The 14,283-nt window shown below is 46.5% G+C and carries 16 protein-coding genes and 1 pseudogene; 6 read left to right on the plus strand and 11 right to left on the minus strand.

Annotated elements, in window-relative coordinates; all coding sequences use genetic code 11:
* Nucleotides 1-88: 88 nt before the first annotated feature.
* The 5 genes and pseudogenes from EII14_RS03160 to EII14_RS03180 form a co-directional block, all read left to right on the plus strand.
* Nucleotides 89-373 (plus strand): annotated as a pseudogene (locus EII14_RS03160) (toprim domain-containing protein); the annotation flags it as partial.
* Nucleotides 374-379: 6 nt separating this feature from the next.
* Nucleotides 380-841: a DUF3872 domain-containing protein gene (locus tag EII14_RS03165; protein ID WP_124931121.1), complete on the plus strand. Its 462-nt coding sequence runs from the start codon at nucleotides 380-382 to the stop codon at nucleotides 839-841.
* Nucleotides 825-1,334, plus strand: coding sequence for a lysozyme (locus tag EII14_RS03170; RefSeq protein ID WP_124931122.1), 510 nt, complete (start codon nucleotides 825-827; stop codon nucleotides 1,332-1,334). Before EII14_RS03165 ends, EII14_RS03170 begins: the two co-directional genes overlap by 17 nt.
* 119 nt (nucleotides 1,335-1,453) lie before the next feature.
* A complete protein-coding gene (locus tag EII14_RS03175) occupies nucleotides 1,454-2,293 on the plus strand; it encodes a DUF1837 domain-containing protein (RefSeq protein ID WP_124931123.1) in 840 nt (279 codons plus the stop codon).
* On the plus strand, nucleotides 2,290-4,410 hold the full coding sequence (locus EII14_RS03180; RefSeq protein ID WP_124931124.1) for a DEAD/DEAH box helicase: 2,121 nt from the start codon (nucleotides 2,290-2,292) through the stop codon (nucleotides 4,408-4,410). The genes EII14_RS03175 and EII14_RS03180 overlap by 4 nt, the downstream gene beginning before the upstream one ends.
* 186 nt (nucleotides 4,411-4,596) lie before the next feature.
* Here EII14_RS03180 and EII14_RS03185 read toward each other — a convergent pair whose 3' ends face one another.
* From EII14_RS03185 to EII14_RS03235, 10 genes are all read right to left on the minus strand, one after another.
* On the minus strand, nucleotides 4,597-4,827 hold the full coding sequence (locus tag EII14_RS03185) for a hypothetical protein (RefSeq protein ID WP_124931125.1): 231 nt from the start codon (nucleotides 4,825-4,827) through the stop codon (nucleotides 4,597-4,599).
* A 4-nt stretch (nucleotides 4,828-4,831) separates the two neighbouring features.
* Nucleotides 4,832-5,086 (minus strand): hypothetical protein, encoded by a 255-nt coding sequence (locus tag EII14_RS03190; protein WP_124931126.1) that lies wholly within the window; start codon nucleotides 5,084-5,086, stop codon nucleotides 4,832-4,834.
* Nucleotides 5,087-5,113: 27 nt separating this feature from the next.
* Nucleotides 5,114-6,388 (minus strand): PcfJ domain-containing protein, encoded by a 1,275-nt coding sequence (locus EII14_RS03195; RefSeq protein WP_124931127.1) that lies wholly within the window; start codon nucleotides 6,386-6,388, stop codon nucleotides 5,114-5,116.
* Between the two features lie 16 nt (nucleotides 6,389-6,404).
* A complete protein-coding gene (locus EII14_RS03200; protein ID WP_124931128.1) occupies nucleotides 6,405-6,935 on the minus strand; it encodes an antirestriction protein ArdA in 531 nt (176 codons plus the stop codon).
* Between the two features lie 22 nt (nucleotides 6,936-6,957).
* Nucleotides 6,958-7,374 (minus strand): PcfK-like family protein, encoded by a 417-nt coding sequence (locus EII14_RS03205; RefSeq protein WP_124931129.1) that lies wholly within the window; start codon nucleotides 7,372-7,374, stop codon nucleotides 6,958-6,960.
* Between the two features lie 17 nt (nucleotides 7,375-7,391).
* On the minus strand, nucleotides 7,392-7,982 hold the full coding sequence (locus EII14_RS03210) for a hypothetical protein (RefSeq protein ID WP_124931130.1): 591 nt from the start codon (nucleotides 7,980-7,982) through the stop codon (nucleotides 7,392-7,394).
* Between the two features lie 12 nt (nucleotides 7,983-7,994).
* On the minus strand, nucleotides 7,995-8,276 hold the full coding sequence (locus EII14_RS03215; protein ID WP_124931131.1) for a hypothetical protein: 282 nt from the start codon (nucleotides 8,274-8,276) through the stop codon (nucleotides 7,995-7,997).
* 11 nt (nucleotides 8,277-8,287) lie between these two features.
* Nucleotides 8,288-8,506, minus strand: coding sequence for a hypothetical protein (locus EII14_RS03220; protein ID WP_075588757.1), 219 nt, complete (start codon nucleotides 8,504-8,506; stop codon nucleotides 8,288-8,290).
* 12 nt (nucleotides 8,507-8,518) lie between these two features.
* The gene (locus EII14_RS09655) at nucleotides 8,519-8,728 is read right to left on the minus strand and encodes a hypothetical protein (RefSeq protein WP_124931132.1); all 210 of its coding nucleotides are present in this window, start codon (nucleotides 8,726-8,728) and stop codon (nucleotides 8,519-8,521) included.
* 902 nt (nucleotides 8,729-9,630) lie between these two features.
* On the minus strand, nucleotides 9,631-11,766 hold the full coding sequence (locus EII14_RS03235) for a TonB-dependent siderophore receptor (RefSeq protein ID WP_124931133.1): 2,136 nt from the start codon (nucleotides 11,764-11,766) through the stop codon (nucleotides 9,631-9,633).
* 87 nt (nucleotides 11,767-11,853) lie between these two features.
* On the opposite strand from EII14_RS03235, the gene EII14_RS03240 reads away from it, so the two are divergent.
* Entirely contained in the window at nucleotides 11,854-12,942 is a 1,089-nt protein-coding gene (locus EII14_RS03240) for a CNNM domain-containing protein (protein WP_370241801.1), read from the plus strand.
* Nucleotides 12,943-13,084: 142 nt separating this feature from the next.
* Here the strand turns inward: EII14_RS03240 and EII14_RS03245 are convergent, their stop codons facing one another.
* Nucleotides 13,085-14,218: a helix-turn-helix domain-containing protein gene (locus EII14_RS03245; RefSeq protein WP_124931134.1), complete on the minus strand. Its 1,134-nt coding sequence runs from the start codon at nucleotides 14,216-14,218 to the stop codon at nucleotides 13,085-13,087.
* Between the last annotated feature and the right edge of the window lie 65 nt (nucleotides 14,219-14,283).

Here is a 14,283-nt window from a genome sequence, read left to right on the forward strand (position 1 = left end):
GACCAAGACAAAAACTCGATTTTGAAACACCTAAATCGGAGTTCTACAAAAGAATATCATAATTTTGCACTTGCTGGTTGACTCTACGATGGATTACCTCTCGGCTATGCAGTTAGGCATCATCGCTTCGGACTGGCTTGTCCTTAATTCCGTTTCCAACGTGGAGAAGGCGGTGAAAGCCTTGCACGGCTATAATAGAATTGACTGCTTCCTCGACAATGACGATGCGGGGCGAAGGACTTTTCAGAGATTGCATGAGTGCTTCGGGGAGAAGGTCATCGACCGTTCCTCCCTGTATGCCGACCATAAGGATTTGAATGAGTTTCTGCTTTCCAAGAATGCAGGGAACAATGTTATAACAACAAAACGATAATGAAAGATGAAAAAGAAAATATTGAATACGATTTGGGTAATGGGAGTGCTTGCCCTCGCAGGGTTTTGTTTATCTGCTTGTAATCATGAGTTGGATATTCAGCAGGCGTACCCGTTCACGGTAGAGACAATGCCGGTGCAAAAGCATATTGTCAAAGGACAGACGGCGGAGATACGCTGCACGCTCAAACGGCAGGGACGGTTTGATGATGCACGCTATACCATTAGGTACTTTCAGCCCGACGGGAAGGGGAGATTGAAGATGGATAACGGCACGGTTTTCAAGCCCAATGACCGTTACCCGCTTACGAAAGAGGAGTTCAGGCTATATTACACCTCCGTTTCCACCGACCAGCAGACGATAGACGTGTATGTGGAGGATAATTTCGGACAGACGGCAAAACTCTCGTTTGAGTTCAACAGCCAAAGGGACGAGGAAAAGGAGAAACCGAATGAGAACAAGAAGTAAACTTGTTGTCTTGTGTCTTGTCTGCCTTTCCTGCTTACGGCTTTCCGCTCAGGACGGAAGGAGTGCCCTGCTCTCGTTGCCACCTTTTGAGCGTGCTATTGTCTGTATCAAGTACTTCGAGGGCTTACATACTTGGAAGGAGTATCCCTATGTAGGTTACGGACATCGGCTTCTGCCCGGAGAGCCGTTCACGGTGGCGATGACGGAACGGCAGGCGGATTCCTTGCTTCGGGCAGACCTGACGAAGCGTCTGACGATGTTTAAGGATTACGGCAAGGATGCCCTGCTGCTTGCCGTCTTGTCCTACAATGTCGGGACGGGCAGGTTGCTGGGATACGGGAAACACCTCAAAAGCAGACTACTGCGGAAGATAGAGTCGGGCGACAGGAATTTCTACCGTGAATTTATCTCTTTCTGTCGATATAAGGGCAAAGTCCTCAGAGGACTGGTTAAACGACGAAGGGTGGAGTTTGCCCTGTTTTATGTACCCTGATTATCAAATACGCCTCTTGCGACATTTTTATGCTCCGCAAGAGGCGTATTCTTGTTGTTTTATTCGCCTTTCTCGCTATGAATGAGTAACTTTGCAAGAAATTCTGTAAGGTAAAATTTATGAAACCTCACTTTTTCAATATCATAATTCATAAAGACGACACTTTCCCAGATTTACATGGAGTATGTGCAGGATTTGAAAGTCGTCAATGGAGAAAAGAACAATTAGTAGATTATCTTTTCGAATATCTGCCGGAATTTGCTTTGACATATTCTGAATTTGAAAATCTTAGAGGAGAAAATGTAGTCGCCAAAATGCGACAAGTAGCCAAGAGCATTTATCAATCTGAAAAATTCAAAAATAGAGGTGAGTTTGGAGAGTTGTTATTGCACGCTATAATTCGTGAAACTTATAATACAGTTCCTGCAATCAGTAAGATATATTATAAAGATGCTCCAAACGATACGGTAAAGGGATTCGACGCCGTGCATGTGGTGGTTACAGATGAGGCTTTAGAGCTGTGGTTGGGAGAAGCTAAGTTCTATGATAATATATACAATGCTATTTCTGACGTAATTAAAGAATTAAACCAACATATTGAAGTGAAGTATGTAAAAGATGAGTTTGTTGCCATTACTAATAAGATAGATGTAAATTGGCCGCATGCAGATAGATTAAAGACTTTACTTCATCCTCATACTTCATTAGATGATGTATTCCCAAATACATGTATTCCAGTACTGCTAACATATGATTCTAACACACTTGCAAAGTATAACTATAAGTGTGAAGAATATATTCAGGAAATAACAGAAGAGTTTCAGCGAATTCATAAAAACTTTTGTGATAAGTTAGGTGATTTCCCCTTGACAATACATCTATTTTTGTTCCCGCTAAATACGAAAGCGGAACTAATAAACTCCCTTGAGTCTAAACTTAAAATCTGGCAAAAGTTATGAAAAAAGAAGAGTTGCGAACTATATTAAGAAGAAATTTTTCTGATGATACAGATAGATTTCAAATCATAAAAGAGGTTGAGATTCTCGTTGTAACCGAACAATCTGTTGGGCAGGAGTTTGTTCTGCGATTATTGTCAAGGATTGAGGATTTTCAAGGGATGGAGACAATGATTCATAGTTTGGTTCGTCAGGTAGGACTTTTTCCTTATCTGGAAGAAGAAAATTTATCTTTAAAAGATACCATAGCCTATGAGGTACATCGTCCCTCTGGATTCAAAGAAAACATTGTTTTTCATCATGCACAAGCAGAAGTCTATTACACTCTTTTAAGAGGGGAAAATGTTGTTCTAAGTGCTCCTACAAGTTTTGGGAAAAGCCTTATTATTGATTCCATCATAGCCTCACAACAACATTCAAATATCTTTATTATAGTTCCAACAATCGCATTGATTGATGAAACCCGAAAACGATTATCTAAATTTAAAGACTCATATAAAATAATCACTCATCCAAGCCAGTCTTTTTCTCAACGTAATATTTTCATCTTGACTCAAGAAAGGGCAATAGAAATAATCCCCGATGTAAATGTAGACTTCTTTGTAATAGATGAGTTCTACAAGTTAAGTCCTCAAAAAACTGATGAGGAAAGATGCCATGTTTTAAATCAAGTGTTCTATATGTTGGTAAAAAAAGATGCCCAATTCTATCTTTTAGGACCCAATATAGAACAAGTGACAACCTCCTTATTGGATAACATCAAATTTAAATTTATAAAAACCGATTACAAGACTGTCGTCTCAGAACGCCATCAGGTAAATCTGAAAAATGGAGAAGACTCTATTGAACGGCTTATTGAACTGAGTTCTTCTTTGGAAGATCCGACTTTAATTTTTTGTCAATCTCCGGCAAGTGCCAATAAAGTAGCCAAAGCATTTTTCAATAGTAATAAGTTTGAAAGGACAGATGAAAATAAGGATTTGGCTGATTGGTTAAGAAGTAATTATCATTCCCAATGGATTCTACCAGATTGTTTGGAATATGGGATAGGCATACATCACGGGAAAATTCCACGAGCAATAGCCCAAAAATGTATCAAGCTGTTTAATGAAGGGAAAATCAGATACCTTATTTGTACATCCACTTTAATAGAGGGTGTAAATACAAAGGCAAAGAACGTAATCGTGTATGATAACAAAATTGCAAAAACAAGATTTGATTATTTCACATTTAACAATATATGTGGTCGATCTGGCAGAATGTTTTCCCATTTCATCGGACATATTTATCTTTTTCACGAGCCACCTGTCGCCGAGTTGCCTTCAGTAGATTTCCCGATTTTCTCACAAACTGATGATGCTCCAGAAAAGCTACTGATTAATGTTGATATTGAAGATTTAAACGAATCCTCTAAACGGAAATTAGAGAAGTATTTTGAACAAGATGTTTTGTCTCAAGAGACATTAAAGAAAAATTCATATATAGATTTAGACAAACAGTTACAATTAGCAAGTTTCATTCAAAGCAGACTGAATAGAATTCATAGCTTAATGAAATGGGAACAGTATCCAACCAATGAGCAGCTTAAGTTAGCATGCCTGCTAATTTGGCAATCTTTTGTGGCCCCAAAGAATCGAATATATGGAGTGAGTTCTGGGAAACAGTTGCATTTCAGACTTAATCAATTTAGAGCAGCGGGAAGTATTAAGAACTTTATTGCTACAATTATAGAAGCAGAAGATGCCCAAACTCCAGACTCTATTAACAATGCTATAGAGTTGGCTTTTGATATTCAGCGACATTGGATAAATTTTCAATTTCCTCGTTATCTGATGAGTTTAGGAGATATTGCAAATGATATTTTCAGAAAGAACAACCTGCCTTTGTGTGATTACTCCTACTTTGCCAGTTTGGTTGAATGTTATTTTATGTCTCCTTATGTAATACCAATGGATGAGTATGGTTTGCCGATACAAATATCAAATAAGATTGGAGAAATAACTGAAATTTCTTCCAATATAGACGAGGCATTGGAGCAACTGCGCAGATTTATTCCATCTCAACGCAAATTCTCAAGTATAGAACGAGAATTTATTGAGGATTTTAAGATATACATATAGTTTCTTGCAATACATCTCATGAATTAGATACAAGATTGTTTTTATAGTGGCTTTTTGTTACTTTTGAGCCGTCTCAACTCACCGTCAAAAGTAACGAGGTATTTTTCATCGGGGTTTCTTTGCTCCTTTCTTTGTCCGCCCGAAGCTCACAAAAGAAAGGAGCGGTCGGCAAATCTGCCGACCGCTTTACTCCGTCTGTTCTTCTTGAATGGTTATCCGTCCCGTCCTTATTTCGGGGTGGGTGGAGAAAGCCCAATTGATTTCCTCATCAGGAAGAGTGCTGTGAACGTTTCCGCCCATTACCAATCCGCAATCCTGAATGACCTTTTGCCGTGCTTCTTCTCTGCTCTCGGCAACCACTTCAAACACTCCCTCGAAAACGTATTGTGTCCGTACTCTATAAACTTTCTTCTTCATATTCTCAAAATTCAACCTTTAATAATCTGTGTTCCTTTGGCTCTCCATTGGATAACCTGCGATGGGTAAGCCAAAAATGGTGTGCGCCATAGCCGTATGCAAAGAACTTGTCAAGTTCCGTTTCTTCGGCTATCCGCTTGACGGCTGCCCTCAGTTCCTCTTCATTGGCGGATAGAGTAATGGCATTGATTACCCTTATAAGGATATGAGGTATCTCGTCCGCCCAATTGCATACGATGCTTTCAATTTCTGCTTTCATTACTGTGATAGTTTTATGGTTTGTACTTTATGCTGTTTGTCTCATTCGCTGACGGATTAGCCGTTTGTTGGCATTGACAAGGTTCACGATTTGGTCGTGATATTCTGTGTTTTGATTGCATATGCCACGACTTTGCACCACTTTGAGCGTGTCCAAATTGACCTCAATCGTTTCTATCCGTCTGCCCTCAATGGTTGCCGAAAGAATAAGCGAGTTCTCTTTGAGATAGTAGGCATTATCGAACACGCAATGGTGCATTGCCACCCCCTCCTCCAAATGTTCCTGCACACTCTCCAAAACGTGGACTTGAATAGTGCCGTTTGTGAAACAAAGACCGAAGAACTTGGATTTGAGTTCGTGGAAACGCTTTTCATTCTCTATTGCCTTTTGGCGTTTCTTCTCCTTTTCTTCCTTTTCCCTCTGTTTGCGAAGTTCGCTTTGTCTGCGGTTGTGTTCCCTATGCAGGTCGGTGGGGCAAACATACTTCGGGCTGTGTATGTCCTTGCCCAGCCTGCGGAGCATATCCACATAGTCGCACCATATCGAAATGTCCTCTATGTCATAGCCGTTGCGAGTGGCTACTTTGTAGGACTGCCAACAAGCATCAAATGTCCTCGAATTATTAAGGAAGTATTTCAGATGCCCGGTTCTTCCAGCTTTCATCAATGTTTCCGCACGGCTGTCGGACAACAAGGCAGGAATGAGAACGGTCGGTGCGATGTCGTGAAAATCATTCTTAAATCCATTCCTGCGGAATGTGTCCGTCGCTTTGAACTTGGGATATATCGGGGAGTACGATATATGGCGATAGGCTTCGTTGTCGTTGCGGATTGCCATAGGCGAGCAATAGGAAAAGGTGTCGATGTATTTGCCCAATACTCTCTGAACGGCAATAATCGTCTTTCTTCCTTGTGCATTCCACCAATATTGACCAATTTCAATAACGCAGGACGTTGCTTTACAACCTTTCTCCATTTCCACAGAAAGGAGGAACATTCTTAGTATTTGGTACTCTCCACAAGTGGTAAGTATCGTAAAGTATTGCTTCTGCCTTATCTTGCGTTCAAAGGTTTCCCTAACCTGCAACCTTGCCCTGCAATGAGGGCAGGTGCAGATGTCTGTCGGCTTCTCCATTGTCCAACTATGCCCACAATCCATACACGTTGTGCGACCTTTGGGCAGTCGATAGGCAAAGTGGTCTATACACTCACGAAAAGCCCATTTGCTCTGTGTCTTGGTTATCGGTCGCAGTTTTTTGCTCTCGGCAAGTACTGCCTTCTCAAATCTGTTTCTCGGTTTCATAATCTGTCCTCCTTAATCAGTTGTTACGAAATACATAGCCGTCCTTATACCAAAAGTCCGTGTCGAAAAGGTCATCGGCATATTTGGAGAAGTCGAAGTAACTCAATGCAAAATCGGATAATTCATTCTCCATTTTCGCAAGTTCCTCCGCAAAATCTTCCTTGCTTGCATAATTTCCGATGTAGTCGGATTGGAAAGATTTCACAAGGCTGTAAGCGTCTTGTGTGAGTTGGGCGTTGTTGCCGTCTGCCCACACCCAAAAGGCTTCTTTCTCCGTGTCGTTCAGTCTGTCCAACTCGTCCCGAAGTTCAAAGAAGGTTTCCTCCAAATGGCTCTCGGCTATCAGACCATCGGGGATTTCCTCCCACGCTTGGAACATATATTCAGGTTCTTCCTCGTCCTCGTGTATCTCGGCACAACGCTCCATAAAGCCGTCCAAATCGTAGAAGTCCGAAAGTTCCACCCATTCGCCCTGCAATGAGCTGTTGTTGTACTTGGCATAAGTGCCTACATAGATACGTGCTTCGTTCAAATCCTTTGTGTCCATTTTTCTTTCGTTGTTTAGAGGGTTAAAACTCGAATAATGAAGGTTGGGTTATCTGCTGTTCCACCTGCTTCTCCGCTTTTGGTTTCTTGGCGGTAAGTTTGCGGTATTCCTCCGCTTGGTATCGCTCGATAGCCTTTTTCCGTGCGTCTGCTTTTTCCTCCTCTGTAAGTTCGATAGTATGGTTTACCACGACTTGGCAGTTGATGGACTTGCCCACCTCGATGTTATCCTCATCGTAATAGTGAACGGCAAGGGAATATACCTCCTCATCGGACAGACCTGCACACTCCATTCTTTGAACTTCCGTCAAGATGTAGGTAATGCACTCGTCTATATTCTTGCTCTCCTTGCGGAAATTCTCCGCAAAGAGTTCATCGTATGATGCTCTCGTTTCCAAATAGTTTTGGATAACATCCTTGAAATGTTCTGTACCTTTCATTGTCTTTGTTGTTTTTATCAGTTGAATAATGTTCCGTTGGATAGAAATTCGTAGTTGTTTGCTTCGCAACTCTCGGCAAAGGCTTCTTCGCTGAGTTGATATTCCATATCGTCCCTGCAAGCCTTGAAAAAGCCATTCAAACATCTGTCCATAAGTTCGTATAATGTGGTTTGGTCGGGAGATTTCAAAAAATCATATATAGGCTGTAATATCTCATAGTCCATATAGTAGCCCGTCAGCACACAATCGTCCGTAACAAATACACGACTCTTGCGTTTTGTCTTGTAATTGTGTCCCCAAATGGTCTTAGGTAGATACAAGTCGTTCCAATAGTTATTGACAAGGTATTTCAGAAGTCTTGTTCCTTTCAGATTGTCTTCCTCCTCGCTGTAATGAGAAGTAAAACGATACCAATAGGTGCAACTATCGTATGACCATCTATCCACTTTGATATTGAATATTCGTTCAAATGCTTGCAACGTGGCTCGGTTCTCTCTGTCCCAAGCATAGTCGTAATGTTCCGCCCAAAGGCTGTGTGCCTTCGCTTGTGCCTCTCTTGTCAGTTCGTGGAGGTTATATACCTCGTATGTTCTTGTTTCCGTCCTCATATTCGTTTGATGTTATCGGGTTGTATTATTGATGATGTCTTCTCCGTTGTCCGCAAAGACCTCGATAGTCGGCTGTCCTCCATTTTCCTCTATGGATAGGTTTTCGGAGGTGTCATACAAGGTTTCTCCGTCTGTGATGATGATTTTCTCATCATCCTCAAAGCAAAGCACGTCCTCACCTTGCCACGACTTGACAAGGGCAACGGCTTCCTCGTAATTCTCGGCTGTTACTTCAAATCGGGTGCGTTCCCAACAAGTAACCTTTCTGTCTTGGTAAAATCTGAATGCTTCCATTGTTCCTATTTTTAGATGGTTGCTAAAATGATTTCTTGGATATGAATGGGTTCAACTTCTGAAAAGAGATAGAGTATAAACTCCTTTCTGTCTTTCCGATTGAGTTCCTTGTATAGTTCCCCAAAGGCGGATATGTTCCCGTTTAGGTAAACCGATACCATATACTCGAAGATGTTGTCCACTTCGTAGTATCTGCATTGCTGTGCGATAGTTTTGCTTCTTCTTTTCATATATCTGTCTGTTTAAGAAATGAGTACCCAAAGTATTGTCCCGATGATGAGGGCATAAGCCAAGATGTATGCTGCGATTGCCAAAACGATGGTAAGGAGTAGCCGAATAAGGAATTTCCCTGCACATATCCCTGCCAGCCAAAGCCAGACGCTTCCGCCCCAAAGGAGAGACCCTGCGAGTGCAAGTGCCACCCAAATTGATATTTTGTATCTCAGTTTCATCTTGTCTGTTTTTTTTGATTTTATGCGGATTTTAGAGGTGAGGGAGTTGAGTTTCCATTTTCTTTTACCCTGCTTCTCGCATATCCGACATTTTTTTTATGCGTCTTTCCGTCGGGTCGGTCGTTTTCGTTTCAGTTGCGTAAAAAGGTAGGGCATAGGACAAACAAGGTTTTACGGCGAGAATACTACCTGCAATGAAATGGAAGTGTGGAGATTGTCGTCTAAACGGCTTGCCGCCCCGACCTTTTTTGTCCGTGGAAGCCCGGAACTACCTTTGCCACTGACAACGAACAACCGATCCAGACATAATACACGGGCATAAGTGGAGGATGTGCAGACGGAGAAGCAGGGCGAGAACAAAAAACGCAGTCTTCTGAGACTGCATTTATCATAGAAACAGAATACACGGGAAACAAAAAGCCGCCCCAATGGACGGCTTTACGAAAATAACTCGGAGAAAATTCTTTTTTCTCACGATATACCCTTATCTTTGCAATAGGTTATTCGAGTTATGCAAAGCGTTGTATATCATCGCGGAAGATAGGTCGCTAAATCATTACCTACTGCATTTCGTAACTCATAAGGCTGTTCATAGCCAATTACTTAGACCTAAATGATAGATTTTTTAAAAAAAACTTGATAGCCTTTTTTACATTCGTCTTGTCAAAACTGCGGATGTCTCTCCATGTTCCGGAGTCGGCTTTCGGATTGCAATGTGTTTGTCGTTTTTCGGTGTTTCATTTCTGATCATTTTCATTTTATGATTAAAACATTCTTCTCTGTTTTCAATAGTTGAGAAGAAACCGCTTCTGCCCCGATGAAGGAGAGAAGCGGTTTCTTCTTGTGATTTTTCTTTTGCACTGTGTGCGCTCGTCCTATGATCGTATAGGAGGGTGCAGACGTTAGAACTTCCAGCTTGCGCCGGCCATGATGAAGAAGCCGGGTTGCTCAACGTTGGCGATGTCGTAGAAACGATGGGCGGTGAGGTTGTGGAAGTCGGCGAAGAAAGTGTGGCGCGCGGTTGTCCAATGGAGCCGGGCGTCGAGGCGTGCATGCGTGCCGTAGGCCGAGAGGCGGCCGGTGGGTTTGCGCGTTGCGCGGTCGATTTCTTGATAGTTGCCGTTGCGCTCTTGCAGGCGCAGCGTCCACGACGCTCCCAAGTGGGAAAAGAGGCGATGGTCAAGGACGGCGGTGAACTTGTGGCGCAGATATTCGAGGGCGTAGTTGGACTTGAAAATGACTTGGGTGTCCTTGCGGTTTTGATTCATCCAAGCATAGTCCAAACGGAGGCGGCGCAGAGGTTGGCGCGTGCCGAGGAGGAGGTCGCCGTTGAATTCGACGGTGGTGCCCGCTCCGTAGTTGTTGAGGCGGAAGTTGGTGGAGTAGAATTTGTCGTTGGCGGCATACATCACCCAGTCGATCATGTTGCTGCCGCGATGATAAAAGGCCGAAACGTCTACACTCACACCGGCCGCAGGCCGCCAGCGGCTGCCGAAACGGAAGGAGCTGTTTTCCTCGGGACGGAGGCCGACGTTGCCCTCCTGCGTGGGGCTTTTGTAGAAAAGGTCGGTGAAGGTGGGCAGGCGCAGGGCGCGATTCCACGAGGCGTAGAGCCGCCACGAGGGGGCGGGGCGATAGGCAATGTCGAGGCCGGGATAGAAGCGGAACTTGTGGTCTGCGGCGGTGTTGCGCTGTGCCAGCGTGCCGAGGGAGAGCGTCCAGCGGTCGAACACGAGGGTGTGTTCGAGGAAGTAGCTGAGGTTGGTGCGCGCGGCGTGTTTGGTGTAGTAGGCCGCTCCGCCGCCGATGTCGCTCACGCTGCCGTCGGGTTGAGGGGTGGGGATCTTGCCGGGAATGGTCACCCAAAGGGAGGGGGCAAGCGGTGTGCCGAGGTTGGTGGAGTAGATGCCTTCTTCGCGCATTTCCGCTCCGACGGCGGTGCGTCCCAACGCCCATTCCGTCCAAGCGTTCAGACCGAGGGTGAAGACATCGCCACGGTGGAAGTTTTCGGCCTTGTGGGTGTTGCGAATGAGTTGGAAGTGATCGACGTTGCGCAACCACGAGAGTTGGGGCGAAAGGCGAATGCGCCCTTTGGTTTCGCCTTTCAAGGAGAAGAGGGCGCGGTCGGTGGCTTCCCACTGATTGGGGTAGGCGGCGGAGTAGAAAGTGTTGGCTCCGAAACTGTTGGACGAAAGTCCGAACTGGGCGTCGAGGCGGAAGGCAGGGTCGTCGTAGCGAGTGGTGGCGAAGAGTTTTCCGCCGGTGAAGTCGCCGTTGTCCACCGCGCCGTCGGAGCGGCGATAGGAACTGCTGACGGAGGCCGAGAGTTTGCGCTCGCCCCATGTTTGTCGCCATGCGCCGCGCCCTTCGGCTTCGGCCGTGCCGTAGGATCCGCCGGCGGCACGCAACAGAAAGCCTTCGTCGGCGGAATGCGTCACGACATTGACGGCACCCGAAAAGGCCTGAGTGCCGAGCACGCGAGAGGCGGCGCCTTCGAGAATTTCGATGCGCTCGATGTCGCTCAGGTTGAGCGGAAAGTCGGCAGCGTTGTGCCCGGTCTGGGGATTGTTGATGGGGATGCCGTTGACAAGAATGGTGATTTGGTCAAAGGTTCCGCCATTGATGGAGATGTCCGTTTGCATACCAAAACTTCCACGCTGGCGGACATCGATGCCGGCGCAAAGTTTAAGAACGTCGTTGACACAGGTGACACCCGCCGCCGCGAGCTCTGCGCGGCCTAAGGTCATCACCCGGCGAGCTGCCACGGCGGCAGCCATGGGGGGGCGCGAAGCAGTGGTCACGGCTTCGGACAACTGCACATCGTCGTCGAGGGTGACGGCTTCCTCGGCATCGTCCGCTTGAAGGCGAACGGCCACCGCGCGGTCTGCACCGAGGCAGGGAGCGGCCGTGGAAAGCGTAGCCACCGTCAAGACGCCGATTTTCACCTCTTTACCTAAGGCAGCGAAGAGCGAATAGCCCTTGCGGCCGAAGCGGCGAAAGAGGAAAGCAGCCCCTTGGGGAGATGGTTTTTGGAACATAAAACTGATAAATTTGAATGAAACGCGGCAAAGGTACAAAAAAAACGATGGGGAGATACACATTGTGTCAAAAAAAAGTGTAAATTTGTGCCCAAATCAATCGACACGCCGGTCGTGTCACAACACCTGATGGGTCTACTGCTCTTTTATCTACTACTCTCCCTTTGTCTTTCTTCCTTATGCTCGGTGCTTGAAGCCGTATTGCTGGCCACGACCACTTCTTTTGCCACTCTCAAAGAAAAAGAAGGATCGAAAACGGCAACTTTGCTCAAACAATATAAAGCCGACATCGACCGCCCCATTGCGGCCATACTTTCGCTCAACACCATAGCCCACACCGTGGGAGCGGCCGGTGTGGGAGCGCAAGCTGCCATTATCTGGGGCAACGATGCCGTGGGAGTGGCTTCGGCTGTGATGACGCTGCTGATTTTGGTGATTTCCGAAATCATTCCCAAAGTCATCGGAGCCACCTATTGGCGACAGCTCGCCCTCGGAGCGACACGCATCATTCGCGTGCTCATCTTCATCACCTATCCCCTCGTGTTGCTCTCGAAACTCATCACCCATTTGTTCGCCCCCAACCAAACGCTGCTCTCCGTGAGTCGCGAAGAGGTGCAGGCCATGGTCAATGTGGGCGAGGAGGAAGGCGTCATCATGGCCAAGGAAAACAAGGCGATACAGAGCTTCTTGAAACTCGGCGAGGTCAAAGCCGAACAGATCATGACGCCCGCGCCCGTGGTGGCAACGGTCATCGAAACGATGACGCTCCAAGAATTTTACGAACACGGCGACGAACGCCTGCATGCGTACAGCCGCATCCCCGTCTACGACGAAGAGGAGGAATACATCAAGGGCTATGTGTTGCGTGCCGAGGTGCTCGAAGAGCTGTCGGAAGACCAATTCGGCAAGACGGTGTCCGATTTGATACGCCCCATTCTCACCTTTCGCGACGACGAAACGGTGTCGAACATTTGGGAGAAGATGTTGGCCAAGAAAGAGCATATCTCCGTCATCATCGACGAATACGGCACCATGCGCGGCATCGTCACCATGGAAGACGTGATCGAAACGATGCTCGGCGTCGAAATCGTGGACGAAAACGACGAGGCCGTCGATATGCAAGACATGGCGCGAGAAAAATGGCAACAGCAACAACAGTTGCAAACGGAGCCTTAAAAAACGCCTCTGCCCCGATAAACCGAGCGGTTTGTCGGGGCAGAGGCGTTTTTAAGAAACTATGCGATGCCGCAGTAGGCATGAGGGCTCAACCTTTCCGAACGTATTGGTTTTTCCGAGCACATCATTTCTTCCGAAAACTTCATCTTTTCCGAAAGCGTTTGCGATTGCGGTAGTACGAACTGGGCGACGAAAAGCCGGAACGGAAACAAAGGTCGTTGATCTTTATGTCGGGATGCTCCTTTTGGAGGCGGTCGGCATGGTCGATGCGCAGGCGATTGACGTATTCGGCAAAGGAGTGGTGCAACACCTCGTTGAAGGCTTGTTGCACATAGCGGCTGTTGGTGTTCAGACTGTGAGCCACGTCGCGCACTTTGAGCGTCGGATTCAAAAACAAAAGCTCTTGCTTCATCACCCGCTCGATGCGAACGGCCAGATCGTCGATAAATTGCGGCGCGCTTCGTTCGGACACTTCCGCCTCCGTGGCAGGGACTTCTTCATCGGCGGAGAAGTCGATGTCGGCATAAGAGAACACTTGCCGATAGCCCACATAGTTCAGCGCAAAAAGCAGGCACGAAAAGGAGAGGGAAATGAGGCCGAGCGGAAGAAGGGAGTGCGCAAAATAGTGGCGGCCGAGGGTATTGACACCAAAAGACAAGATGCCCGTAAACAGCATTAATTGCAACAACAGCTCGATGCTGTGCAGGCGTTTGTCCTCGATGTCGGAATAGATTGACTCCACCAAGCGGTTGTAGCGTCTTACCACCATTGTGCCGTAAACGATGCAGACGAGCACGCCTGCGGCAAAAAGATATTTGATCGTCAGGTGGATCACCGCCTGAACAAAGGTCAAGCCGCGAAGCCCCTCCCACGAATTGTTGTAAAGATGAACTTCGACGAAGCGGGCAATGTCGTTGCCGTCCATTGCCAGATAGACTCCGCCTACGGCAAGACCGAAGAATATGGGCGGCAGGAAGACGGCGATGTTGCGCTTGCGCGAGAAATCGCCCTCCGTAAGCTGGCAGAGATAGCGGAGGTAGAGCGGATAGACGGAGAGATGACACACCGTGTAGATACTGTCGGTGATGGGAAGAAGCGTTTTGTGGCGATAGAAGAAAAAGACGTGTCCGGCATAGAGCAGGGTGGCAGCCAGCGTCCATAGCCACAGCGAGCGGTGAGCACCCCGATTGCCGTATTCCAAGAGGTCGAGCGTCAGCATCACGAACCAAAAGGCGCAAACGACCATGGGGAGTATGATGATGGTGGAGAGTAGCATAGGGCAATGTCCGAAGTTCGATGTTCGGCAGGATGTTTCGTTGTCCTTGCTTTTCGATGAACGAT

This window comes from Alloprevotella sp. OH1205_COT-284, from assembly GCF_003859795.1.
Classification (GTDB): domain Bacteria; phylum Bacteroidota; class Bacteroidia; order Bacteroidales; family Bacteroidaceae; genus Alloprevotella.